The following is a 24,068-nucleotide window of genomic DNA, read 5'->3' on the forward strand; positions in this document are numbered from 1 at the left end:
CCGGAAGGCACCCGGTCCGGGGCGGGCATCAGATGGCCCACCGCTTCCCCGGTCAGCGGGTGGGCTCGATGGCGCCGCAACGGGCCGGACGGCTCACGAAGCTCATCGGGGGGCTGCCCTGCTGTGTCGGCCTGTGCGAGTCACGGCTGGTTGTCGAGTGCGACGTGGTGCAGTTGTCGGCGAATGTGGTCAACCGGCTCTGGAGAGCGGCTGGAGTTGGACGCTGAGCCGCAGTTCGAGTGCTTCGGCCAGGCGTTCCAGCATGGGGATGGTGGGCATGGTGCCGCCCGCCTCGAAGCGATCCACCGCCGGTTGCTCGAGTCCTGCTCGCTCAGCGAGTTCGGCCTGGGTGAGCCCAAGTTCCTCGCGGCGGCGCCGTACGGTCTCGCCGAGTTCGAATCGAATACGGGCGGCCTCGTAGGCGGCTCCGGCGCCAGGGCGGCTCATGATCTCAGCGCTCTTGTCGGACCAGGCCTTGCGCTCAGCCATGCCGCTCACCCCTCATCTGGTACGCAACCGGCCGCCAAGTGCACCACGCACGATCGGCCAACGAGGCCCGGAAGGCACCCGGTCCGGGCGGGCTCCAGCAGGCCAACCCGGTAACCGGGCAACGGGCGGGCGCTGGCGAGCGCAGCGAGCAGGGGTTGAGGGGATCGAAAGGGGGCGGAGCCCCCTTGGGAGGCGCAGCCTGGAACTCCGAGCGCGAAGCGCCCCGTTGTGGAAGGCCTTGCTTCTAGGCCCAGTGTGGAGGCTTGTTGTCCAGGTAGAAGGCGTCCGGGTCGGTCTCGGGCCAGTCGCCCCAGCCCTCGTCCGTGTCGTCCGCTGTCTGCTCCGGTAGAAAATCGTTCACGCCGGACATGCTACTCGGGCATACAAAGCACCCGACGTGTCCGCAGGTCCAGGGACAGGCGGGGGCGGCGGCGGTACGATGCGAGAGCAGGTGTCGCCTATCCCCCCGTGAGGCTGCTCATGGCAACCCCGACAGGCTGGCAGCGAGACGGCAATCTACCGGCGGAGCTCACCAGCTTCATCGGCAGGACACGGCTCCTCGCCAACCTCAAACGGCACCTCGGCGAGTCCCGCCTGGTGACCGTGACGGGCATCGGGGGCGTGGGCAAGTCCCGTACGGTGCTGAGGCTCGCGCATCTCGTCCGGTCGCAGTATCCGGACGGCGTGTGGTTCGCGGATCTAGGCCGGCTGCAGGACGCGGGCATGGTCAAGCACACCATCGCCTCCGCGCTGGGCATCGCCGACCAGTCCTCGCGGGCCGAGTCCGAGTCGCTGTCGGAGTGGGTGGGCGAGCGCGACATGCTGCTCATCATCGACACCTGCGAACACCTGGTGCACGGGTGCGCCGATCTGGTGCACGAGTTGCTGGAGGCGGCGCCCAATCTGAAGGTGCTGGCCACCAGCCGCCAGTCGCTGAACCTGCCGTACGAGCACGTGGTCCCCGTGCCGCCGCTGCAGGTGCCGTTCGAGGATCCGGGCGAGAGCCTGTTCACGAACGAGTCCGTGCAGCTCTTCGCCGAACGCGCCGGGGCGAGCGTGCCCGACTTCGTGCTCGACGAGGACAACATCGGCGCCGTGGCCGAGCTGTGCCGCAGGCTCGACGGGATCCCGCTCGCGATCGAGCTGGCGGCCGTGCGGCTGCGGGCGCTGTCGGTGGAGCAGATCCTCGGGCTGCTGGCCGACCGGTTCAGCCTGCTGGCGGGCGCGAGCCGGACGGCGCTGCCGCGGCACCAGACGCTGCGGGCGGCCATCGGGTGGAGTCACGAGCTGTGCGAGCCCGCGGAGCGGCTGCTGTGGGCGCGGCTGTCGGTGTTCGCGAAGGACTTCGAGCTGGACGCGGCCAGGTTCGTCTGCTCCGACGGGCGGCTGCCGTCCGAGGACATCACCGATCTGGTCACGGGGCTGGTCGAGAAGTCCATCCTGCTGATCAGGAGCAACCACGCCGGAGTCCGCTACAAGCTCATCGACACCCTCGCGGAGTACGGCGAGGAGTGGCTCGACAAGCTCGGCCAGAGGGAGCAGATGCAGCAGCGGCACCTGGAGTACTACCTGAGCCTGGCCCAGCGCAGCGAGGACGCCTGGTCCGGGCCGCGGCAGATCTACTGGTTCGTCCGCATGCGGCAGGAGCACGACAACGTACGGGTGGCGCTCGACCACGCGCTCAAGTCGCCGGGCAAGTCGGTGCTGGCGCTGACGCTGCTGTCGTCGTTGTGGTTCATGTGGATCTGCTGCGGATTCGTCCGCGAGGGGCGCCTCTACCTGGAGAAGGCGCTCCAGGCCAACCCCACCGTGAGCAAGGAGCGCTGCAAGGCGCTGTGGGTCCTCTCGTACGTGCGCAGCGCCCAGGGTGACAGCGCGGGCGCGCTGAAGGCGGCCGAGCAGTGCAGCACCGAGGCCGTCAGGGTCGGCGACTCCAGGGCCGTGATCCTGGCCTCCAAGATGCAGGGCACGGCCGCGCTGCTCCAGGGTGACCTGCAGAAGGCCAGCGCGCTGCTGGGCGTGGCGATCGAGTTCAACACCGACAACAAGGAGCTCAACCCCGGCCTGCTGCCCGCCATCGTCGAGCTGTCGCTGGTGCTGTCGTCGCAGGGCGAGTTCTACGAGGCGGAGTCGCTGCTGCTGGACTGCCTGCAGGTGTGCAGGGAGCGCGGCGAGCTCTGGGTCAGCTCGTACGCGCAGTGGGCGCTGGCCTTCACCAGGCTCGCGACCGGCAGGGCGGAGGAGGCGCTGCAGAGCGCCAGGGAGGGGCTGCGGATCAAGCGGCACTTCCACGACACGCTCGGCACCCTGCTGGCGCTGGAGACCTGCGCGCGCATCTTCGTCCTGCACGACGAGCTGGCGCTGGCCGCCAGGCTGCTCGGCGCGTTGCAGCAGAACTGGAAGTCGGCCGGCCTGCCGCAGATGGGCGCGCCGTTCCTGACCGACGACCACAACGTGTGCGTGCGCGAGTGTGTGCGGCGGATGGGCGAGCAGGCCTACAAGAACACGTTCGAGGACGGCGCCAGGCTCGACCTGGACGAGGCGTCCGAACTCGCGCTCGGTGGCGAGCCGGACGCCTCTGAATAGCGTCGGCCTCAGACCGCCTGGGGCCAGCGGGTGCCGTCGGGCCAGGCGTGCACGTAACGTGCGCTGCCGAGGGAGAACTCGATGTGCCCGCGCACCCAGTGTTCGAGCCCCCGTACGTACTTGCGGACCGGGAGCGACGCCCAGTGTTCCAGCGTCGCGCGCCGCTCGATGAACGCGGCGATCGCGTTGTTGTGCATCTCCGCGACCTCGCGCAACGCGTCCTGGAGGGAGAGGGACTTGTGCGTGGCCAGGACGGTGACGAGGTTGTGCCGAGCCTTGTCGTTCCCCCGTTCCTTGGCGTACGAGAGCAGGTCGTTGTCCCAGCCGATGAGGTCGCACGCCAGGTCGGAGAGCGCGCGAACATCGGGATGATGCCATTCCTCCGCCTCGAGCCGGTAACCGCCACCGGCGTCGATGAGCGCGAGGCAGGTGTACGTGGCCCCCGTGATGCGGCGCATCAGCACGTAGTCCTCAGGGTTGGGGATCAGGTCGACCTCGCGGTTGGCCGCCTCCCAGATCTGGGCGAACAGGTACTCCTTCACCGTGATCCGCCACCGGTCCACCTGGGCGGGGGTGGCGGCTTCGGAGATCCGGTGCAGGAGCTCGTAGAGGGCGAGGCCGAACGGGTCGTCGAAGTCCGGCTTCCTGCGTCCGTCGAGGATCTCGAGGAGCGGCGGCAGGGCGCGGGCCAACGCGGAGGCCCGGTGTCCCATCAGCTCGCCCTCGCAGAACGCGTCGTCGAACGCGAAGAGCCAGTTGTACCAGTCGTTGATCAACCGGAGGCTGTCACGCGGCACGGTCGGGTTGGTCCGGGCCGCGAGCAGGCCGATTTTGGAGCGCCGGAAGTGCTCGATCGCCTCGGCGCCGGTGAGCATGTTCGTGGCGGCCAGCCATGCGTGACTCTCCGCGTCGACCTCCGCGGCGTGCACGTGGATCTCGTTCGGGAACGGACATGGCAACGGAGGGATGTGGAGTGGTCGCCTACCAAATGTTTGCGCAGAAGTAGCCACGTCATCCAGCATGACGAGGCGGTGAACGAAAGGCCACAGGCGGCAACTTCGAGGCCTTTAGTGCTTATTTCATACTATGAATCGCTTTGCGTGAACCATTGGATAAACTGGTCATTTACCACAATCGCGTCGCACGCAACGCCGGCGGCGAGCCCGTGCGGCGATCGTCGCTCTCATTCGGTAACGCTCTGACCACGACAGACTCCTTTTGTGGTGAGCGGCGTCAGACCGAGGTCGCGGACCCGGCGGGAATCGGCGCCCCGCTGTTGCAAGCGGGCGAAACCGTCCTGGCGTGACCGTAATGAGCCGCGAGCACCAGCAAAGTGTCACCTTTGCCGTCGGTCGCCTCGACCGGTGCCCGACCTCGGCCTATGTCTTCGGCATCCCGGCGGCACCCGTCCTGGCCAGGGCGAACATCCCGGTTGCGAACCCCCGATCTTCGGGTCAGTGGAGATGTGTCCTATTGACCCTCGATAGGGTGCCGTGCGCGGAATCGTTCCGACTCGCCGTAGGTTCTGGTGAAGAGTACCTAGGGAAAGGCTGTCCAACCGTGTTCGACCCGAAGGATCTCTACGAGCTCGCAGACGACGCGCCCGAGCTGCCCGATCCGGTGTTGCTGTACCACTTCGACGGCTTTGTCGACGCGGGGGCCGCCGGACGCCTCGCACTGGGCCACCTGCTGGCCGAGCTGGAGCACCGGGTCGTGGCGACGTTCGACGTGGACCGGCTGCTCGACTACCGGTCTCGCCGGCCCATCATGACCTTCGACACTGACCGATGGGTGGAGTGCGAGAGCCCGGAATTGGCCGTTCATGTCGCCAAGGACGCGACGGGAACGCAGTTCCTGGTGATGAGCGGGCCCGAGCCCGACCGGGAGTGGGAGCTGTTCACCAAGGCCGTGTCGGACCTGGTGGAGCGCTTGAAGGTGAGCAAGATCGTGACGCTCCACGGCATCCCCATGGCGGTCCCCCACACCCGGCCCCTCGGCCTGACGATGCACGCCAGCCGGCCCGAGTTGATCAACTCCCAGACGAGCGCGTTCGGACGGGTCCAGGTGCCGGGGAGCGTGGCGGCGCTGCTGGAGTTCCGGCTGGGGGCGCAGGGGCACGACGCGCTGGGGTACGCGATCCACGTACCGCACTACCTCTCGCAGGCCGAGTACCCGACCGCCGCCGTCACCGGCCTGGAGGCGGTGACGCGGGGCACGGGGCTGGTGTTCCCGCTGGACGGGCTGCGCGACGCGGCCCGCCGTACGACGACGGAGATAGAGGAGCAGATCCAGGCCTCCACCGAGCTCTCCACCGCGATCACGGGGCTGGAGCAGCAGTACGACGCGTTCGCGGGCGGCGCCGAGCGCGAGAACCTGATGGCCGAGACGACCCCGATGCCCACGGGCGACGAACTGGCCGCCCAGTTCGAACGCTTCCTCGCCGAGCGCGACGACGAGTAAACACCCATATTTTACGGTGGCCCGAGCCGGCACCACCCGCCGCACGTGGCCGGGGCCTGTCCAGGGTGACGCTCACCAGGTGTGCGTGGCGGGCCGCCGTCACGCCGCCCCGTGGGCCGTCTGGGTGGTGCCTCCGTGACCCCGGAAACAGCGATGCCTTCGTGACCCCGGGACCAGGGCCGTGGCCGGGCACCGCCTGAGGGGTCTCGACGGGGCTGCCGGATAGCCTGAGGAAATGACTGACATCCGGGTCGGACTGGTCGGCTACGGCACCGCCGGAGCGTATTTCCACGCCCCTCTCATCCACGCCACCCCCGGCCTGTCCCTGACCGCCGTCGTGACCGGCAACCCCGCCCGCCAGGCCGAGGTGGCCGAGAAGTACGGCGCGGTCCCGGTGCCCGACGTGGAGGAGTTGTGGGGCCGGTGCGATCTCGTCGTGGTCGCCTCCCCCAACAGGACCCACGTGGCCACCGCCGCCTCCGCGCTCACCGCCGGCCTGCCCGTCGTCGTGGACAAACCCCTGGCCAGGACCGCTGCGGAGGGCCGGGAGCTGGTGCGGCTGGCCAAGGAGCGCGGGCTCATGCTGACCGTGTTCCAGAACCGGCGCTGGGACGGCGACTTCCGCACCGTCCGCAGGCTGGTCGAGGAGGGGCGGCTGGGTGACGTGCTGCGCTTCGAGTCGAGGTTCGAGCGGTGGCGGCCGGTGCCCAAGGGCGGCTGGCGGGAGACCGGGGGCGCGGAGGAGATCGGCGGGCTCCTCTACGACCTGGGCAGCCACCTGGTGGACCAGGCCCTGCAACTGCTCGGCCCGGCGCGCGAGGTCTACTGCGAGAGCGACGTGCGGCGCGAGGGGGTGGCCTCCGACGACGACACGTTCATCGCGCTGACGCACGCGGGCGGGGCCCGGTCGCATCTGTGGATGAGCTCGGTGGCGGCCTGGCGCGGGCCCAGGTTCCGGGTGCTGGGCTCGGCGGCCGGGTTCGTGAAGTACGGGATGGACGTGCAGGAGGAGCGGCTGCGGGCGGGGATGTCGCCCGGTTCGCCGGAGTTCGGGGAGGATGACGAGGGGAGCTGGGGGTTGCTCGGCACGGAGGAGGCCCATCGTGCCGAGCGGACGGAGCCGGGGGCGTACCTGGACTTCTATCGCGGGGTGGTGGCGACCCTGCGCGAGGGGGCGCCACCACCCGTGGACCCGGAGAGCGTGATCGACACGCTGACCGTCATCGAGGCCGCCCGCCTGTCGGCCACCCAGCGCATCGTCACCCACCTGGGCTGACCCACCCACCCGCCCGGACGCGAGCGGCGCGCCAGTCATCCAGGGCGGCGACTCATACAGGGCGGCAACCAGAGCCGTCCGACGGCAGCGCCGGCGGTCCAGCGGGGGCAGAGTCGTCCCGACCCTGGCGGCCTTCGCCGGTCCGTTCCGGGCGCCTCGCCGGGGGACCGTCACCGCCGGTCTGGGCCGCGCCTTCCTCGCCGCGAACGCGTGTGCCCTGCTCCTCCTCGCCGCCCTGGTCGCGGTGTTGATCTCCCCGCGCCAGCCCACCGCTCTCCTCGGCGGCCTGGCTCTCGCCTGGGCCGCCAGGAACCAGGGATCCCGGAAATGAGTAGGCCCTACTCATGAGGAATCCGCCGGTCACGCCCACTCTGGATCACATGACACGAATGATGATCATGTCCCTCGCAGCAGTCCGCCGTACCCTCATCGTCTCCTTGACCGCAGCCGCCGGCCTCGCCCTCACCGGGATCGGGGTCGCCCACGCCGAAGCCACCTACTACGAGGTCGTCGCCGAGCACAGCAGCAGATGCCTGGACGTTCAGGACGCCAGCCGCGCCAACAAGGCCAACGTTCTGCAGGCGTACTGCGTGAATGGACGCAACCAGCAGTGGGCTCTCAGGCGAACCGACAACGGCTACTTCAAGCTCGTTGCCCGGCACAGCGGCATGTGCCTGGACGTTCAGGACGCCAGCCGCTTCCACGGCGCCGACGTCCTGCAGGCGAACTGCTGGGACCCGGGCTACAACCAGCAGTGGAGGATGCGGACGGTGCCCGGACCGAAGTGGCGCGGCACCGGCCTCCCCTTCGAGCTGATCGCCCGGCACAGCGGCCTGTGCCTGGACGTTCAGGACGCCAGCCGGGCCCACGGGGCCAACGTCATCCAGGCGATCTGCAAGGACCGCCCCAACCAGATCTGGCGTCTCCGAACCCCATGAGCGCCAACCGGAGGTGTTGACCCTGGCCCCGCGTCGCTTCGGCGCGGGGCCGTCCGCCTGCTGCCACGCGGTAGGCGCCGGTGGTGGCGTCAGTCGCGGAGGCGGGTGTGGAGGGCGGTCGTGTCGGCGTCGGTCCAGCCGTGCCGGGTCAGCCAGCCCATCGCCCCGCCGAACCGCTCGTCCAGCACCTGGAAGAACTGCTCGATGTACCGGGCCCGCGGCATGTGGTCGTCCGCCGGCCGCGAGTCCAGATCGCCCCGGTACGTCGCGCTGCTCCGCAGCCGCTTGAGGATCAGCTCCAGCCGCTCCCCCGTCGCCACGTAGTCCTCGACGATCGCCTCTCGGGTCGCCCCCGCCACCTCCAGCGCCAGCGCCGCCAGCACTCCGGTGCGGTCCTTGCCCGCCGCGCAGTGCACCAGCGCCGCCCCGTCGTCCAGCGACATCGCGCGCAGCGCCGCCACCACCGCGTCCGGGCGGTCGCGCAGGTAGCCGAAGTAGAAGCCGGTCACCCGCAGTTCCTCGTCCAGCCCGCGCTCGGCCCAGGGCAGCACCCGGTCGCCGTCGATGGTGTCGGCCTCGACGTCGGTGTGCGTGCCGCCCTCCGCGAACAGCGTCAAGTGGTGGTGGCGCACCTCGGGCACCAGGGTCAGCGGCCCCGGGCCCTCCATCGCGACCTCGGCGTTCGAGCGCAGATCCACGACGTGCCGCAGTTTCAGCTCACCCACCAGCACCGCCACGTCACCCGGCGTGAGGCCCTGCAGGTTGTCGGCGCGGAAGATCCGCCCGCGCCGGATGCGGCCGCCGTCGCGAGTCGGCAATCCGCCCAGGTCACGCGCGTTGACCGCGCCTTCCAGGTCTATCCACCTCGTCATCTCATCCATTATTGCGACCCTATATGTCCGCCAAATATGAGCGAATTCGAGGTTCATAACGCAGCATGAACGTATGGATCCACGAGCTCTGCCGCCCCGGCTGGTGATCGATCCAACGCTGCACCCGGAGATCTCGGTCGAGCTGCGGTCCAGCCCGCACATCCTCCGCCTGGCTCGATCCGGTGTGCGCGTGGACACCACGAAGAACCCTGCCCTCCTCTTCGTGATCCCGGCCCTCCTGATGGTGGTCGCCGTAGCGACCGGCACGGCAGCCCTGCTGGTCCCCGGTGTGGGGCTCGGGCTGATCGTCCTGTTCAGGTGGATGGCGTTGGACGGCACCTATCGATCGACCCGGCGGCGGATCCGCGCCGCCCAGGTCCACGCCAACCGCTTCATCCTCCCCGAGGACCTGGACTACCCCTGCCAGAGGCTGCTGCGCAGGGCACAGAACGCGGTCGAGGCGATCATGGCCTCCCGCGTCCACCGGGACGGCCTGATCGACACCATCGACAACCGGGTCTCACTGCCCGAGGAGGTCTGGCAGATCGCCCAGCGGCTGCGGAAGCTGTCGTCCATGCACGCCGAGCACGGCAAGATCGTCCCCCGCGAGCTGCCGCCCGGCATGGAGGACGCGTTCAAGCCCTACACCACCGCGCTGGACGCCGCCTGGACGTCGCTGTCACACCGCGTCCGCCACCTGGAGAAGTACGCCAAGCAGGTGGTCAAGGCGGACAAGGTCTACCACGCGCACCGGCGGCTCGAGGCGCTGGCCGCCAAGACCCCCGAATACCAGCAGCTGATCGCCGACACCGTGCGGGACGAGCTGGCCCACGAGCGCATCAGGGAGCTGGCCGACCAGGCGGCGCACGTGCGCAAGCTGTTCGAGGAGAGCATCGCCCAGGCCAGGCTGGCGGCGGGCGAGCTGATCAGGACCCCCCTCACGTGATCCGGGCCGCTCAGGGGCCGGCGCGTCTGAGGAGCTCCAGGGTGCGGCGCATGCCGGCCTCGTTGCCGAGGCTGCGGTAGATGTCCCTGGCCTGCTCCAGCGGCTCCACCGCGGCCCCGCGGCCGCCCGCGTCGAGGTGCGCCTCCCCCAGGTAGCGCAGGCTCCTGGCCATCCACCACCGGTCCTCGAGCTCCTCGAACCCCCGCACCGCCCGCCGCAGCTCCCGCTCCGACTCCTCGATCCGGCCCAGCCGCGCCAGGGCCCGCCCGGCCGACACGGCGGTCCTGGCCACCCCCCACGAGTCGCCCAGCGCGGCCAGGATCTTCTCGGCCCGCCGGACGAAGTCCAGCTCGCGCAGCCCGTTGTCGGGGTCGCCGACCTCCCCCGCGGCCCGCAGGCAGCGGGCCTCCTCCCACAGCTCCCCGCGCTGCCTGAACATCTCGGAGGCCCGGTCGAGGCTGAACCCGGCCCTGGTGAACAGGTTGGCCGCCGGCCGGAGGTCGCCCGCGCGGTGCTCGACGCGCGCCTGCGCGGCCAGCACCTCGCCGTAGACGCGCAGGGTCTGGGCCTCGGAGTAGCGGTTGCCGTCCCGCTTGAAGATCTCCAGGGCGTCTTCCAGCAGCTCCCTGGCCTCGTCGGGACGGCGTTCCGACATGCGCATCTCGGCGAGGTTGCGCTGGGTGCGGGCCATCCACCACAGGTCGTCCTCGCCCTTGAACGCGGTGATGGCCCCGATGAGATAGTCCTGCGCCCGGTCCAGGTGGCCGTCGCTGAACAGCGTCATGCCGATCGTGCGCATGGCCCTGGCCGCCCACCAGGTCTCCCCCAGCTCCTCGAACGTCTCCAGCGCCCGCCTGGCCTCCTCCAGCGCCCGCTCCCGCAGGCCCAGGCCGCCGTGCACGGAGGCGCTGTCGAGCAGCGCGATGGCCAGCGCGCGCCGGTCGCCGATCTGCGCGGCGGCCTCGCAGCCGAGCTCGGCGACGGCCACCCAGTCGGCCCAGTACGCGCGCAGCGAGTGGCACAGGGAGCAGAACGCCCTGGCCAGCCCCCAGGTCAGCTCCCACAGCCGGAGCTGGCGGGCCAGGTGGATCATGGCGAGCAGCGTCAGCCGCTCGGCGTTGAGCCAGTCGCCGGCCCGGACCTGCCCGTCGGCGTCGGAGCGGCGCCCGCCCTTGCTCCAGTCCTGCGGCCAGCGGTTCTGCGCGGCCTCCTCGGCGCGGCGGCGGTAGCCGTAGAGCACGCGCTCGATGGCGGCCCTGCGCCGCTCGGCCTCGTCCTGCTCCGCCAGCTCCGCGGCGAACACCCTGACCAGGTCGTGCAGCCGGTAACGCATCGTGCCGGTCTGGTCGGTGCCCGAGCACTCGGCGAGCTGGGCGTCGATGAGGGCTTCGAGCTGGTCGGCGCCGTCGAGCCCGGAGCTGTCGAGCAGCTCGCCGGCCACCCAGCCGGGCACGTCGGGCGCGGTGAGCGCGCTGAGCAGGCGCAGCAGGCGGCGCTGCATGCCCGTGCAGTCGTCGTAGCTGAGCTGCACGGAGGCGCGCACGCTCTTGTCCACCGTCGGGGCCACTTCGAGCTGGTCGAGGCGGCGGCGGGTGTCGGCCAGCCGGGCGGACATCTCGCGCATGCTCCACTGCTCGCGGGTGGCCAGCCGGGCGCCGCAGATGTTGATCGCCAGCGGCAGGTAGTCGCACAGCCGTACGACCTCCTTGGCGGCCTCCAGGTCGTCGACGACCCGGTCGCCGCCGGCCAGCCTGGCCAGCAGCTCCACTCCGTGCGCCTCGCTGAACACGCCCAGCCGCGTGTCATGGGTGCCGTTCAGGAACAGCGGCGCGCGCGAGGTGACCAGCACCGCGCAGCCGGGCTCGGCCGGGATCAGCGCCTTGACCTGTTCGGCGTCGTGGGCGTTGTCGAGGCCGATGAGGATCCTGCGGCTTTTGGTCCAGGTCAGCCAGAGCTTGCGTAACTCGTCCAGGCCGCCGGGGTCGGTGGTCAGGCGCACGTCCAGCGCGCGCAGGAACCCGATCAGCACCTCGTCGGGGCGCACCGGTGCGTCCACGCCGCCGCGCAGGTCGGCGTAGAGCCTGCCGTCGGGGAACCAGCCGGCCGTCTCGTGCGCGAACCTGGTCATCAGCGCCGACTTGCCGACGCCGCCCCGGCCGTACAGGGAGACCACGAGGGGTGGCGAGAGGCCGGGGGTCTTCCTGCGCTCGGCGAAGACCTCGTGCAGCTCGGCCAGCGCCTCGGCGCGGCCGGTGAAGTGCTCGGGGACCGGCGGCCACTGGTCGGGCGGGTGCGGGCCGGGGGCGGGGAGCGCCTGCTGCCGGGGCTCGCGCGGCTCGGTGGTGGCCCAGGTGGTCAGCCCGACGAGTACGGCCGCCGCGCCGGTCACGGCGATCTTGGCCAGCGGCGGGATCTCCCAGTCCACGGAGGCGGTCAGCACGCTCGCGGCGGCGGCCGCGAGGCCCGCGGAGATGGGCGCGGCCCATGGCACCTTTCTACGTCTTTTGCGCGGTTTGTCAGGTAAGTCCCCTGTCAACGAACACCCCCTATGGGGTAATTCAAGCCAATGGGGTACGGCTTGCGCCAGCCGTACCCCATCGTTCATCTGTTAGCCGATCACATGACAGGTGGCCGTCGCCGTCTTGCTCGGGTCGCTCTCCGAGGTGGCGGTGAGCTTGACCCTGGCCAGGCGGTCGCCGCCGGTCCCGCGCACGGCGTTCACGGTGACGAGGTCCTGCTTGCCGAACGCGACGGAGTCCAGCGCGTTCGGGAGCTGGGCGGTCCAGCCCTTGCCCTGGATCTCGGCCTTGAGCCGGTAGACGTCGGAGTTCAGGTAGGCGCTGACGTCCTCCGGGTGCTGCCCCTGCGCCGGGGCCGCCTTGCCGGTGTTGAACAGCGGGAACTTGCAGGTGGAGATGTTCTTGGCGGTGGGCAGGCCGGCCGAGGGGAGCAGCTTGACGCCGCGCTTCTGCGGGCCCGCGCCGTCGAGCGAGCGGATGGCGACCGTGTAGGACAGCTCGCCGTCGCGGTCGCGCTTGACGTCGGTGACGTAGAAGTGAAGGCGGTTGGCCTGGTCGACGTACTCGTACTCGCTGCCGGAGTCCGTGCCGGCGTGGAAGAGGGCGTCGGCGAGCTGGCGGTAGTCGCCGACCGTGATCGGCACCTTCGTCCCGTCGGGCAGCACGTAGTCGGTCATGCCGATGTCCTGCGGGTTCGCGTCGATCACCCACTCGAACGGGGACCGGTCCTGGTTCTTGGTCTTGGCCAGCAGGACGCCGGAGTCGGGCGTGAAGGAGTCGGTGCCCACGCGGTCCACGACCTCGACCGTGTAGTTCTCGTAGCCGCCGCCGTCACACAGCGGGTTGGTCGTGACGTCGCAGGCGGGGCTCCTGTCGCCGGTGTCGAAGGAGATGTTGACGCCGGACAGCTCGTTCTTGCCCGGCTGGACGGCGCGGGCCACGACCCGGGCGGTGACCAGGCCCGACTCGTCGAGCGCCTCACGCGAGAGGCGTAAGACGTTCTGCTCGTCCACCATCTCCAGCTTGATCTTGTTGCGCAGCATGTGCTGGGCGCCCATGGACGCGCCGGCGGTCGGCGGGATCAGCCAGCGGGAGTGCGGGCCGCCGGGGCCGTTGAAGCTGCCGCGGCTGAGCATCTCCCAGACGCCCGTGTACGCCCTGCGCGCCGGCACGCCGTACGGGTTGTTGTAGTTGTCGGCGATGCCCATGATGTGGCTCAGCTCGTGGGCGTAGACGGCCATGCCCGAGCTCTCGGCCTGGACCGAGTCGATGCCGAAGCGGGCGTTCGGCCAGAAGTTGGAGCCGGCCTGCCACGAGGTCCAGTCGACGTAGCGGGTGGCCACCCAGTTGGGCAGCGCGGGGTCCGGCGGGCCCCACTCGTCCGGCACGTCCTCCTTGGTCGGGAACTTCATCATCCCGAACTCCTGCCAGGTGGACGACTCGTCCTGGCCGGCGCTCAGGTAGAAGACGAAGTCGAACTGCTTGGCCACCTCCTCGCCGACAGAGGCGATCCAGGCGGCGTTGCCCTCGGTACGCAGGTTCTTGTTGCAGGTGTCGCCCGCCGGGCAGCCGGTGCCGCCCTGGAACTCCATCGCGTACTCGTGGTCCTTGCCCGACAGCGTGTAGGGCCCGAACCCGGTCAGCTCCACCCCGTACCTGCCGCCCGAGTCCTCCATCCAGTACTCGTGGATGGTGTGACCCTTGTTGAGGTCGTTCGGGGTGTTGAGGAAGTCCTGGTAGAACTTGGCCACCTGGTCGCGCGGGACGTCGTGGGCCTCGGCGCTCGGGTTCGCGTAGATCGTCGAGCCCTTGGGCTGCGTCACCACGAACGACTGGTTCGGGTAGTCGAGCAGCACGAGCGCGCCCTTGAACGTGCGCTTCGACCCCTTGACGGCGGGGTCGTTCCACTTGGTGCCGGGCGGCCGTTTGTAGTCCGCCCACGTCATGTTGTCGGGATTCTCCCAGTTCTGCGGATCGATCGGCTTGATGCCGCCGGCTGGGTCGGAGCGCAGGGCCTGGGCGTCGGCGGGTTCGTCGAGCTGCCAGGGCTGCGTTTGCGGCCAGTGGTTCTGCCGCCACGGATACTCGGGATCGGTGGGGGGTGCTGCGGAAGCAGGGGTCGCCATCAGGCTCACCGGGATCAGCACGATGGCCGCCAGCAAACCCTTCAGCAGCTTCTTCGGGGCAATCACGGATTGACGGTATAGACGATATTGACGGAGATCACCGATCAGTTGTAGGGAAGAACCGTAGTCGTCTTTCCGACAATTGTTGAAATATCCACGTAAAGGTGTTGGTGTGGCGGATCTCCAGCGGACCGTGGACGAGCTCGCCGCGCGTCTCGGCCGCCCCTTGCTGCTCGAGGACCGCGTGCAACGCGTCGTGGCCTACAGCGAGCAGAACGGCGCCATGGACGACATCCGCCGCGACTCGATCCTGCGCCGCAGCACCACTCCCGAGGTGCGGCAGTGGTTCCGGGCGGCCGGCGTGCACGAGGCGACCGGGCCCGTGCGCACCCCGGGCGCGCCGCACTTCGGCCTGCTGCCGCGGGTGTGCGTCCCGGTACGGCACGCGGACGCGCTGCTCGGCTTCCTGTGGTTCGTCGACGCGGAGCCGGCCATGTCCGACACCGAGATCGCCGAGGCCGGGGCCGCCGCCCCGGCACTCGCGCTGGCCCTGTTCCACGAGAGCCTGGCCAGCGGGCTGGCCTCCCACCGGGAGCTGGAGGCGGTCACCGGGCTGCTGGCGGGCGAGCGGGACGCGGCCAGGCAGCTCATCGAGGCGGGCGCGTTCCCGCAGGCGCAGCCGGTGACCGTACTGGTGGCCAAGCCGCGCGGGGCCGAGCCGGACGAGGCGCTCAGGCTGGGGCTGGAGCAGGGGCTGCTGGCGCTGCGGCGGCGGCTGAACGGTCACCATCCGCTGCACCTGGTCCGCTACGACCACGCCGTGCTGCTGACCGCCGGGCCGCCGGTCTCCCCCGACGAGCTGCACGCGGCCATGCCGGTGCCGGTGGTGGTCGGGGTGGGGCGGACGAGGCCGGCGCTGGCGGAGGCGGCGGAGTCGTACCGGGAGGCCAGGCACGCGGCCGAGGTGACCTCGCGGGTGCCCGGGCTCGGGCGCACGGCCGAGTGGGCGCGGCTCGGCGTCTACCGGATGCTCACCCAGCTGCCCGACCAGGAGCTGCATCCGGGGCTGGAGGGACTGCTGGCCGACGCCCAGTACCTGCCGCTGCTGGAGACCCTGGAGACCTACCTGGACCTGGCCGGGAGCGCGGTCGCCACCTCTCGGGCGCTGCGGCTGCACCGGACGTCCCTGTACTACCGGCTGCAGCGGGTGGAGGAGCTGGCCCGTACCGACCTGAAGGACGGGGGCGAGCGGCTCGCGCTGCACCTGAGCCTGAAACTCGCCCGCCTCTCCGGTCGATATTTACCGAGAGAATCGCATAATTTGTCCTAATTGCGAACCTGACAGGGCTCACGTTTAATGCCCTGACAGGGATGATCCGACGGGAGTGCCGATGCCGTCTGCGAAACGTGCCGGTCCGGTCCTGAACAGGCGCGCGCCCATGCCCGTCGTGGTCCATTCCGGCCCGCTCGTCCTGCCGGTATGCGCCGATCCCATTCGTGACGGGGCCGTGGCACTCAAGGGCGACCGGGTGGTCGAGGTGGGCACGCGAGCCTCGGTGACCACGTCCTTCCCCGCCGCCGAGGAGCGGCGGTGGACCGGCATGATCGTGGCCGGGCTGGTCGACGCCCGCGCCGCCGGGTCCGCCTCCGGGCCGACCGCCGGACCCGGGGTGACGGCGCGGGCCAGGGTGGTCTCCGACCTGGCCGAGCCCGCCGGGGTGCCCGGGATCTCGTACGTCGAGGTGACCAGCGCGAGCGAGGAGGAGTGGGAGACCCGCGGGCGGGACGCGGTGATCACGGCGATCCGCGAGGTCGACCGGCCCTGCCCGGTGGGGATCGCGGCGCACACACCGGACCCGCAGGTGCTGGAGGACGTGGCGGTGCTGGCCAGGACGTTCGGGCTGCGCCTGCTGGTCGATCTGGACCGGCTCTCCCCCGCCGTGCTGGACGAGGCGGGGGTGCTGGGACCGCTGTGCCACGTGGCGGTCTCCCGGCCGCTGGACCCCGGGGAGCGCAAGCTGCTGCGGCTGCGCAAGACCGTGGTGGCCGTCTGCGCGTCGCCCGCCCCCGACGTGCTGGCCCTGCTCGACGAGGGCAACACCGTAGCCCTCGGCACCGGGGGCGACGGCGGTCCGACCGGCGGTACCGGCGGGGTACTCGGGGTGGCGCGGGGCATCCGGCAGCACGCCCGCGAGCTCGGGCTGCGGACCCGAGGGCTGGACGGCAGGCTGGTGGCGGCCGCGACCATGGGCGGGGCCCGGGCGCTGGGGATGCACCGGGGCAAGGGGCGCATCGGGTCGCTGGCCCCGGGGACCCGCGCCGACTTCGCCGTCTTCGACGCCCGCGGACGCTACCCGTACGCCGCGCTCCTGGCCCAGCCACCCTGCCTCGGCACCGTCCTCGGCGGCACCGTCCTCCCCGCGGCCTGATCGCTAGCGGAACTGGGACTCCACCAGGCCCAGCAGGTCACGGAGCTGGTCGCGCTGCTCCTCCGTCAGGACCGTGAACAGGTCCTGACCCGCGTCCCGGCGGGCCTCGCGGGCGCGCTCGGCCATCCGGCGCCCCTCGGGAGTGATCACCACCAACGTGGAGCGGCGATTGGCGGGATCCACCTCGCGGCGCGCCAGCCCGGCCTCCTCCAGCGCGTCCACCACCGGCGTGAGCGAGCGCGGCACGATCCGCAGCTCGTCGGCCAGCCGCACCATCCGCAGCGCTTCCGGGGCCTCGGCGAGCGCCCGGAGGGCCCGCGCCTGCCCCGGGTTGAGCCCCAGCGGGACCAGCCGGTCCACGTACCCGCGCCGCAACCGCCGGCTGACCAGGTGCAAGAGCTCGGCGAGCTCCTTTTCTCCCATGTCGATAAGTTTAGCCGGAACAAATATGAGTTAACCTCTGTTTGAGTGGACATCTGAAAGGAGGCGCCACTTGGCGGAGGAACCACGCGCGCCCCTCGGGCGCATCATCAAGCTGTTCCGCCCCTACCGCGGCCGCCTGGCCCTGGTGGGCTCCCTCATCCTGCTGTCGTCACTGGTGTCGCTGGCCTCGCCCTTCCTGCTGCGCGAGGTGCTGGACGTGGCGATCCCGGCCAGGGACGCCGGCCTGCTCGCGCTGCTGGCCCTGGGCATGATCGCGGTGGCGGTCATCACCAGCGTGTTCGACGTCGTACAGACGCTGATGTCCACCACCGTGGGCCAGCGGGTGATGCACGACCTGCGCATCGCCGTCTACGGCCACCTGCAGCGCATGTCGCTGGCGTTCTTCACCCGCACGAGGACCGGCGAGGTCCAGTCGCGCATCGCCAACGACATCGGCGGCATGCAGTCGGTCGTCACCTCGACCGCCTCATCCCTCGTCTCCAACCTCACCACCGTGATCGCCACGATCGTCGCCATGGTCGCGCTCGACTGGCGGCTGACGGTCGTCTCGCTGCTGCTCATGCCGGTGTTCGTGTGGATCAGCCGCAAGGTCGGCAGCGAGCGCAAGCGCATCACCAACGAGCGGCAGCGCAAGCTGGCGAGCATCGCCTCCATGGTCCAGGAGTCGCTGTCGATCAGCGGCATCCTGCTCGGCCGCACCATGGGCCGCTCCGACGGTCTGACCGAGCGCTTCGGCCGGGCCTCCGACGAGCTGGCCGACCTCGGCGTGCGGACGAGCATGGCGGGACGCTGGCGGCAGTCGTCCATCCAGATCGTCATGGCGGCCATGCCCGCGATGATCTACTGGGCGGTCGGCCACACGGGCGCGATCTCGGTCGGCACGCTGGTGGCCTTCACGACCCTGCAGACGAGCCTGTTCAGGCCGATGGTCTCGCTGCTGCGGCTGGGCGTCGAGGTGCAGACCTCGCTGGCGCTGTTCGGGCGGATCTTCGAGTATCTGGACCTGCCGGTGGACATCCGCCCCGGCACGCGGGAGCTGCGGGACGTGCGCGGCGAGGTCCGCTTCGAGGACGTCGACTTCTCGTACGGCGAGACCCCCACCCTCACCGGCGTGGACCTCAAGGTCCCGGCGGGCGCCAGCCTGGCCGTCGTGGGCGAGACCGGCTCGGGCAAGACCACGCTCAGCTACCTGCTGCCCAGGCTCTACGACGTCACCGGCGGGCGGGTCACGATCGACGGGGTGGACGTGCGGGAGCTGACGTTCGACACGCTGAGCGAGGCGGTCGGCGTGGTGTCGCAGGAGACGTACCTGTTCCACGCCTCGATCGCCGACAACCTGCGCTTCGCCAAGCCGTCGGCCACCGACGAGGAGCTGGAGGAGGCCGCGCGGGCCGCGCGCATCCACGACCACATCGCCTCGCTGCCCGACGGCTACGACACGCTGGTGGGCGAGCGCGGCTACCGGTTCTCCGGCGGCGAGAAGCAGCGCCTGGCCATCGCGCGCACGCTGCTGCGCAACCCGCCGGTGCTGGTCCTCGACGAGGCCACCAGCGCGCTGGACACGCAGACCGAGCGGGCCGTGCAGGAGGCGCTCGACGCGCTGGCGCGGGGCCGTACGACCATCACGATCGCGCACCGGCTGTCCACGGTCCGCGACGCGGACCAGATCGTCGTGCTGGACGGCGGGAAGATCGTCGAGCGCGGCACCCACGACGAGCTGATGGCCCGCGCCGGCCACTACGCGGCGCTGGTGAGCAGGGATCATCCGCTCGAGCTCGTCTAAACTTCAAACGGGCGTGTCCTGCCTCACACTTTGGTCAGACCGGAATCTCCCCCTGCGAGCACCGCGTTTGACCCCCCGGTGTATCTCGAAGGCTAGGACCCCGTTTTGTCTCCCTCTTCCTCCACGTTCAGAGCGCTGTGGCACCACAACTACCGGCTCTGGGCAGGAGCTGACCTCATCTCCGTGACCGGCACCTGGATGCAGGTGCTGGGCGTCAACTGGCTCATCCTGACGCTGACCGGCTCGGCGACCAGCGTCGGGCTGAGCCTCGTCATGCAGGCACTGCCGACGCTGCTGCTGGGCATGTGGGGCGGCGCGCTGGCCGACCGGCTGCCGAGCCGCCCGGTCGTGATCGCCGCGCAGCTCGCGCAGGCCGCGCTCGCGGCCGTGCTGGCGATGATCGCGGCCACCGGGGCCCAGTCCGTCCTGCCGATCTACGGGGTGGCGCTGGCCGGCGGGGTGGTCAACGCGCTGGGCGGGCCGGCGCTCGGGCGGTTCGGCGCCGAGGTGGTGCCGCCCGCCGACCTGCCGAACGCGATGGCGCTCGGCTCGGTCCTCAACTCCGCGGGCCGCATCCTGGGCATGAGCCTGGCGGGCGTGCTGCTGCCGTTCACGGGGAACGAGGGCCTGTTCCTGATCAACGCCGCCAGCTTCTTCGTGGTGGTCGCGGCGGTGCTGGCCATGCGCCGGGAGGAGTTCCACCTGCTCACACCCTCCGAGCGGCGGGGCGGCTCGGTGCGCGAGGGCCTGCGGTACGTGCTGCGCACCCCGTGGCTGCTCGTCGTGCTGGCCCTGTGGTTCGTGCTGGGCAGCGTGGGGCGCAACTACCAGGTCACCATGGCCGCCATGAGCGCCGGCCCCCTGGACGCGGGCGCCCCCGGCTACGGCCTGCTGTCCACGGTCTTCGCCGTCGGCACCGTGCTCGGCGGCTTCCTGGCGGCCGCCCGGCCCCGGCTCACGCTCCGGCTGCTGCTGATCACGGCGTTCGTGACCGGGGTGGCGCAGGCGCTGAGCGGGCTGATGCCGCAGCTGTGGACGTTCGCGGCCGTGCTGCTGCCGATCGCGGCCGGCGCGGTGACGCTCGACACGACCGTCTCGGCCCGCGCGCAGCTCGACACCCCCGAGCCGATGCGCGGCCGGGTCATCGCGGTGCTGTCCATCGTGAGCGCGGGGTCGGGCGCGCTCGGCGGACCGCTGCTCGGCTGGCTCAGCGACACGCTCGGACCGCGGGCCGCGCTGGAGATCGGCGGGGTGTCGTGCGTGGCGGCCGCGCTGCTCGCGACCGCCGGGCTGGCCCGGCTGTCCGGCCGGACGCTCAGGCAGGCGGTACGGCCGCGCCCCGCCCTGGAGAACGCCTGAGACTGAACACCGGTCCCTCGGGTAGCGGTGGCCCCATGGCAACCGACGTCATCACCTTGATCACCAAAGACCACCGGACCGTGGAATCGCTCTTCGAACGGCTCAAGAGGGGTCAGGGCAACCAGAAGGCCATCGTGACGGAGCTGCACGCCCTCCTGATCGCGCACTCGCGGGCCGAGGAGGACCGGGTATATCCGCGCATCGACGCCCACCACAGCGTCGAGGAGCACAAGGAGGCCGAGATCCTGCTCGACGCCCTTGTACGGGCCGAGCCCGGCACCCCCGAGTTCCGCATGACGCTGGAGAAACTGGTCGAATCCGTCACTCACCACGTCGAGGAAGAAGAGAGCAAGATCCTTCCCGCGCTGGCGAAGTCGGTCGGCGACAAGGGGCTGCGGGAGCTCGGCAAGGCGTTCAAGGAGCGCAGGGCGGAGGAACTGAAGGCGCTCAGCGTCCCCAAGCAGGCAGCGCCGGCCGGCTCCCGGGAGGGCGCCAGCAAGTCCGAGCTGTACGAACGGGCCAAGAAGGCCGACATTCCCGGACGGTCACACATGGACAAGGAAGAGTTGGCCCAAGCCCTAAGCAAGGCCAAGTCATAGGATTTCGGGCCGCGTCCTGGGTAGGGGGCGCGTATGACCGAAAAACCTCCTGACCGGTTCGGCTTCAGTGACGAACAGGCGATCGAGTTCGAGGAGTGGACCGAGGATCTCGGTTTCTACCACGAGGTCAAGGAAGACGACCCCCAGCGCCGGGACACTCTCGACGAACGCCTTCGCCGCGAGGCCAGGGACCGGCTCCACGAGCCCCGCCCCAAGCACCGGCTGACCCAGCCGGACGAAGGGCTGGCACCCGACACGGAAGGCGAGGAGATCGCCCTCGATTGGGGCGACGACGACGGGAACGACCTGTCGGCGGAGGAGCGTGCCATCCGCATCGACTCCGACGAGAACCTCACGTGATCCGTCCCCGCGCCGCCGTCACCGCTCGCGCGGCGTTCCGGCGCGGGCGTCCATCCAACGCGTCCCGACACTCGCGCTCAGCCGAGGCGTTCCAGCACGGGCAGCACGGCGTGGAGGTCGTCGATGATCGCGTCGGCGGCCGCCGCCTGCGGGCGTTCGGCGTGCAGGTACCCCCACGGGCCGCGGCGCAGCAGCGCCGTGCGCATGCCCGCCGCGGCGGCCGGGAGCACGTCGTTGTCGAGCCGGTCGCCGACGTAGAGGATCTCGCCGGGCTCCCGCCCCGCGACCGCCGCGACCTTGGCGAAGAACCCGGCGTCCGGCTTGGACACGCCCCATCCCTCGGAGGTGTGCACGGAGTCGGCGGGCAGGTCCATGGCGACCAGTGCCCCGTAGGCCCGCGCCGGCTGGTTGCCCGCGATGATCACCTGGTACCCGGCCGCCCTGATGGCGGCCAGAGCGTCGCGCACGTCGGGGTAGAGGTCGTCGGCGTCGAAGTGGTTGCGCAGGCCGTCGGGCTCGTCGCGCTCCCAGGCGGCATCCTCCGCGTCCGCGTCGAAGCCGGGGCGGATGAGCTCGAAGGCGTCGATGTGGGGGCGATCCAGCGCCGCCATCCCGCCGAGCGCGCCCATCAGCACGAACTCGCTCACGCCCAGCCGCCCGGCCCAGCGCGTCCAGATGCGCGCCTCGCTGATCAGCGTCTCCCCGACGTCGAACACCACGGCCTTGATCATCAATCCCCCCGTTTCAACCCGTTCGGCCGGGCACCTAGGTAAAAGCGCCCGACAAATCCTATAAGGGGGATTTCTTCATGAAGCCAGAGCGCGATGCGAAGCACCGCCAGCTCGACGCCGATCGCGTCCCACTCGACGACCTCACCATGACCACGGATCAGGGCGTCCCGGTCGATCACACGGACGACTCGCTGCGGGCGGGCACCCGCGGGCCGACGCTCATGGAAGACTTCCACTTCCGCGAGAAGATCACCCGTTTCGACCACGAACGCATCCCCGAGCGCGTGGTCCACGCCAGGGGCGCGGGCGCGTACGGGGTCTTCCAGCTCTACGAGCCGCTCGGCGACCTGACCTCGGCGGCCTTCCTGAACGACACCTCGACGCCGACGCCGACGTTCGTGCGCTTCTCGACCGTCGCGGGCTCGCGCGGCTCGGCCGACACCGTGCGGGACGTACGCGGGTTCGCCACGAAGTTCTACACCTCTCAGGGCAACTTCGACCTCGTGGGCAACAACTTCCCGGTCTTCTTCATCCAGGACGGCATCAAGTTCCCCGACTTCGTGCACGCGGTCAAGCCGGAGCCGCACAACGAGATCCCGCAGGCGCAGTCGGCGCACGACACGTTCTGGGACTTCGTGCAGCTCCAGCCGGAGTCGCTGCACATGGTCATGTGGCTGATGTCCGACCGGGCGATCCCGCGCAGCTTCCGGATGATGCAGGGGTTCGGGGTGCACACGTTCCGGCTGGTGAACGCCTCCGGGCAGGGGACGTTCGTCAAGTGGCACTGGCGGCCGGTGCTGGGGACGTACTCGCTGGTGTGGGACGAGGTGCTGCGCATCCAGGGCAACGACCCCGACTACAACCGCCGGGACCTGTGGGAGGCCATCGAGCGCGGCGTCTACCCCGAGTACGAGCTGTGCGTGCAGCTCGTGCCCGAGTCGCGGGAGCACGACTTCGACTTCGACCTGCTCGACCCCACGAAGATCATCCCTGAGGAGCAGGTGCCGCTGCGACCCATAGGCAAGATGACGCTCAACCGCAACCCGCAGAACTTCTTCGCCGAGACCGAGCAGGTCGCCTTCCACACCGCCAACGTCGTGCCCGGCATCGACTTCTCCAACGACCCGCTGCTGCAGGCCCGCAACTTCTCCTACCTCGACACCCAGCTCCTGCGCCTGGGCGGGCCCAACTTCCCGCAGATCCCGGTCAACCGGCCGGTGAACGAGGTGCGCAACGACCAGCGCGACGGCTTCCACCAGCACCTGATCCACGAGTCGCGCACCAGCTACGCGCCCAACTCCATCAGCGGCAACCGCCCCGAGGCCACCGACGGCTACCGGCATTACCAGGAGCGGGTGGACGGCGTGAAGATCCGCGAGCGCAGCCCCAGCTTCGAGGACCACTACAGCCAGGCCACCCTGTTCTGGAACAGCATGGCGGACTGGGAGAAGCGGCACATCGTGGCCGCGTTCCTGTTCGAACTCGGGCACGTGGAGCGGCCTCCCATCAAGGAGGGCGTGGTCCGGCACCTGGGCCAGATCCACCCCGACCTGGCCGCCCAGGTGGCCCAGGGGCTCGGCCTGCCCGAGCCGCCCAGGACCGAGGTCCACTCCAACGCCTCACCCGCGCTCAGCATGACCGGCCAGCCGCAGAGCATCGCCACCCGCAAGGTCGCCATCCTCATGGCAGACGGGACGGACGCCGGCGAGGTGACCGCCCTGCGCGAGGTCCTGGAGGGCAGGGGCGCCATCTGCGAGGTGCTGGCCCCGGCGGAGGGCACCGTGGCCGGCATCCCGGTGGACCGGCAGCTCGGCGCGGCGAGCTCGGTCCTCTACGACGCGGTGGTGGCCGCCGACGGCGCGGCCCTGGCCTCGCTGGGGCGGGCGCGCTTCTTCGTCATGGAGGCGTTCAAGCACGGCAAGGCCATCGGGGCCGTGGGGTCCGGCCGCGAGCTTCTGGAGGCCGCGCGACTGCCCAGCGACGTGGGGGTGGTGATGGGGGACGGGATCGCCGAGAAGTTCGCCACGGCGGTCGCCGGGCACCGCTTCTACGAACGCGACGTGGACGCCGTCCCGGCGTGACACCCGTCGAATCGGCCGCCCTACGGGGCGGCCGATTTTCGTGGCATCGGGACGCCGGGGATGGAATACT

At 70.5% G+C, this 24,068-nt stretch carries 19 protein-coding genes; 12 read left to right on the top strand and 7 right to left on the bottom strand.

Annotation, left to right across the window (positions count from 1 at the left end; all coding sequences use genetic code 11):
* Window positions 1-189 precede the first annotated feature (189 nt).
* Entirely contained in the window at window positions 190-489 is a 300-nt protein-coding gene (locus AB0J87_RS16780) for a helix-turn-helix transcriptional regulator (protein WP_363966071.1), read from the bottom strand.
* 480 nt (window positions 490-969) lie between these two features.
* On the opposite strand from AB0J87_RS16780, the gene AB0J87_RS16785 reads away from it, so the two are divergent.
* A complete protein-coding gene (locus tag AB0J87_RS16785; protein WP_363966073.1) occupies window positions 970-3,075 on the top strand; it encodes an ATPase in 2,106 nt (701 codons plus the stop codon).
* 8 nt (window positions 3,076-3,083) lie between these two features.
* Here AB0J87_RS16785 and AB0J87_RS16790 read toward each other — a convergent pair whose 3' ends face one another.
* The gene (locus tag AB0J87_RS16790) at window positions 3,084-4,004 is read right to left on the bottom strand and encodes a hypothetical protein (RefSeq protein WP_363966075.1); all 921 of its coding nucleotides are present in this window, start codon (window positions 4,002-4,004) and stop codon (window positions 3,084-3,086) included.
* A 631-nt stretch (window positions 4,005-4,635) separates the two neighbouring features.
* Here AB0J87_RS16790 and AB0J87_RS16795 point away from each other — a divergent pair.
* The 3 genes from AB0J87_RS16795 to AB0J87_RS16805 all read left to right on the top strand — a co-directional run bounded on the left by AB0J87_RS16795 (window position 4,636) and on the right by AB0J87_RS16805 (window position 7,749).
* Complete coding sequence (locus AB0J87_RS16795; RefSeq protein ID WP_350723021.1) at window positions 4,636-5,535, top strand: PAC2 family protein; 900 nt, start codon at window positions 4,636-4,638, stop codon at window positions 5,533-5,535.
* 235 nt (window positions 5,536-5,770) lie between these two features.
* The gene (locus AB0J87_RS16800; protein ID WP_363966077.1) at window positions 5,771-6,811 is read left to right on the top strand and encodes a Gfo/Idh/MocA family oxidoreductase; all 1,041 of its coding nucleotides are present in this window, start codon (window positions 5,771-5,773) and stop codon (window positions 6,809-6,811) included.
* A gap of 380 nt (window positions 6,812-7,191) precedes the next feature.
* Window positions 7,192-7,749, top strand: a complete 558-nt coding sequence (locus AB0J87_RS16805; RefSeq protein ID WP_363966079.1) for an RICIN domain-containing protein — start codon at window positions 7,192-7,194, stop codon at window positions 7,747-7,749.
* A gap of 89 nt (window positions 7,750-7,838) precedes the next feature.
* Here the strand turns inward: AB0J87_RS16805 and AB0J87_RS16810 are convergent, their stop codons facing one another.
* Window positions 7,839-8,621 (bottom strand): tyrosine-protein phosphatase, encoded by a 783-nt coding sequence (locus tag AB0J87_RS16810; RefSeq protein ID WP_363966081.1) that lies wholly within the window; start codon window positions 8,619-8,621, stop codon window positions 7,839-7,841.
* Window positions 8,622-8,694: 73 nt separating this feature from the next.
* Between AB0J87_RS16810 and AB0J87_RS16815 the strand changes: the two genes are divergently transcribed.
* Complete coding sequence (locus AB0J87_RS16815) at window positions 8,695-9,567, top strand: hypothetical protein (protein WP_363966083.1); 873 nt, start codon at window positions 8,695-8,697, stop codon at window positions 9,565-9,567.
* A gap of 10 nt (window positions 9,568-9,577) precedes the next feature.
* On the opposite strand, the gene AB0J87_RS16820 is transcribed toward AB0J87_RS16815, so the two are convergent.
* The gene (locus tag AB0J87_RS16820) at window positions 9,578-12,058 is read right to left on the bottom strand and encodes a tetratricopeptide repeat protein (protein ID WP_363966085.1); all 2,481 of its coding nucleotides are present in this window, start codon (window positions 12,056-12,058) and stop codon (window positions 9,578-9,580) included.
* 117 nt (window positions 12,059-12,175) lie between these two features.
* Window positions 12,176-14,278 carry a M6 family metalloprotease domain-containing protein gene (locus tag AB0J87_RS16825; protein ID WP_363966087.1) on the bottom strand — a complete coding sequence of 701 codons (2,103 nt, stop codon included), beginning with the start codon at window positions 14,276-14,278 and terminating at the stop codon, window positions 12,176-12,178.
* A 106-nt stretch (window positions 14,279-14,384) separates the two neighbouring features.
* Between AB0J87_RS16825 and AB0J87_RS16830 the strand changes: the two genes are divergently transcribed.
* Together AB0J87_RS16830 and AB0J87_RS16835 are read left to right on the top strand one after the other, a co-directional pair.
* Window positions 14,385-15,542: a helix-turn-helix domain-containing protein gene (locus tag AB0J87_RS16830; protein WP_363966089.1), complete on the top strand. Its 1,158-nt coding sequence runs from the start codon at window positions 14,385-14,387 to the stop codon at window positions 15,540-15,542.
* Window positions 15,543-15,651: 109 nt separating this feature from the next.
* On the top strand, window positions 15,652-16,641 hold the full coding sequence (locus AB0J87_RS16835; protein WP_363966091.1) for an amidohydrolase family protein: 990 nt from the start codon (window positions 15,652-15,654) through the stop codon (window positions 16,639-16,641).
* Window positions 16,642-16,644: 3 nt separating this feature from the next.
* Here AB0J87_RS16835 and AB0J87_RS16840 read toward each other — a convergent pair whose 3' ends face one another.
* Entirely contained in the window at window positions 16,645-17,064 is a 420-nt protein-coding gene (locus AB0J87_RS16840) for a MarR family transcriptional regulator (RefSeq protein ID WP_350723039.1), read from the bottom strand.
* A 70-nt stretch (window positions 17,065-17,134) separates the two neighbouring features.
* Here AB0J87_RS16840 and AB0J87_RS16845 point away from each other — a divergent pair, with 70 nt between their 5' ends.
* The 4 genes from AB0J87_RS16845 (at window position 17,135) to AB0J87_RS16860 (ending at window position 21,186) form a co-directional block, all read left to right on the top strand.
* Window positions 17,135-18,868 carry an ABC transporter ATP-binding protein gene (locus AB0J87_RS16845; RefSeq protein ID WP_363966093.1) on the top strand — a complete coding sequence of 578 codons (1,734 nt, stop codon included), beginning with the start codon at window positions 17,135-17,137 and terminating at the stop codon, window positions 18,866-18,868.
* A 105-nt stretch (window positions 18,869-18,973) separates the two neighbouring features.
* Window positions 18,974-20,227 (top strand): MFS transporter, encoded by a 1,254-nt coding sequence (locus tag AB0J87_RS16850; RefSeq protein WP_363966094.1) that lies wholly within the window; start codon window positions 18,974-18,976, stop codon window positions 20,225-20,227.
* Between the two features lie 35 nt (window positions 20,228-20,262).
* Window positions 20,263-20,826 carry a hemerythrin domain-containing protein gene (locus AB0J87_RS16855; RefSeq protein ID WP_363966096.1) on the top strand — a complete coding sequence of 188 codons (564 nt, stop codon included), beginning with the start codon at window positions 20,263-20,265 and terminating at the stop codon, window positions 20,824-20,826.
* Between the two features lie 33 nt (window positions 20,827-20,859).
* Window positions 20,860-21,186 (top strand): DUF5709 domain-containing protein, encoded by a 327-nt coding sequence (locus tag AB0J87_RS16860; protein WP_350723043.1) that lies wholly within the window; start codon window positions 20,860-20,862, stop codon window positions 21,184-21,186.
* 77 nt (window positions 21,187-21,263) lie between these two features.
* Here AB0J87_RS16860 and AB0J87_RS16865 read toward each other — a convergent pair whose 3' ends face one another.
* Window positions 21,264-21,917, bottom strand: a complete 654-nt coding sequence (locus AB0J87_RS16865; RefSeq protein ID WP_363966098.1) for an HAD family hydrolase — start codon at window positions 21,915-21,917, stop codon at window positions 21,264-21,266.
* 77 nt (window positions 21,918-21,994) lie between these two features.
* Here AB0J87_RS16865 and AB0J87_RS16870 point away from each other — a divergent pair, with 77 nt between their 5' ends.
* Window positions 21,995-23,998: a catalase gene (locus AB0J87_RS16870; RefSeq protein ID WP_363966100.1), complete on the top strand. Its 2,004-nt coding sequence runs from the start codon at window positions 21,995-21,997 to the stop codon at window positions 23,996-23,998.
* The last annotated feature ends 70 nt before the right edge of the window (window positions 23,999-24,068 follow it).

This window comes from Nonomuraea sp. NPDC049625 (assembly GCF_040675285.1).
GTDB lineage: Bacteria > Actinomycetota > Actinomycetes > Streptosporangiales > Streptosporangiaceae > Nonomuraea > Nonomuraea angiospora_A.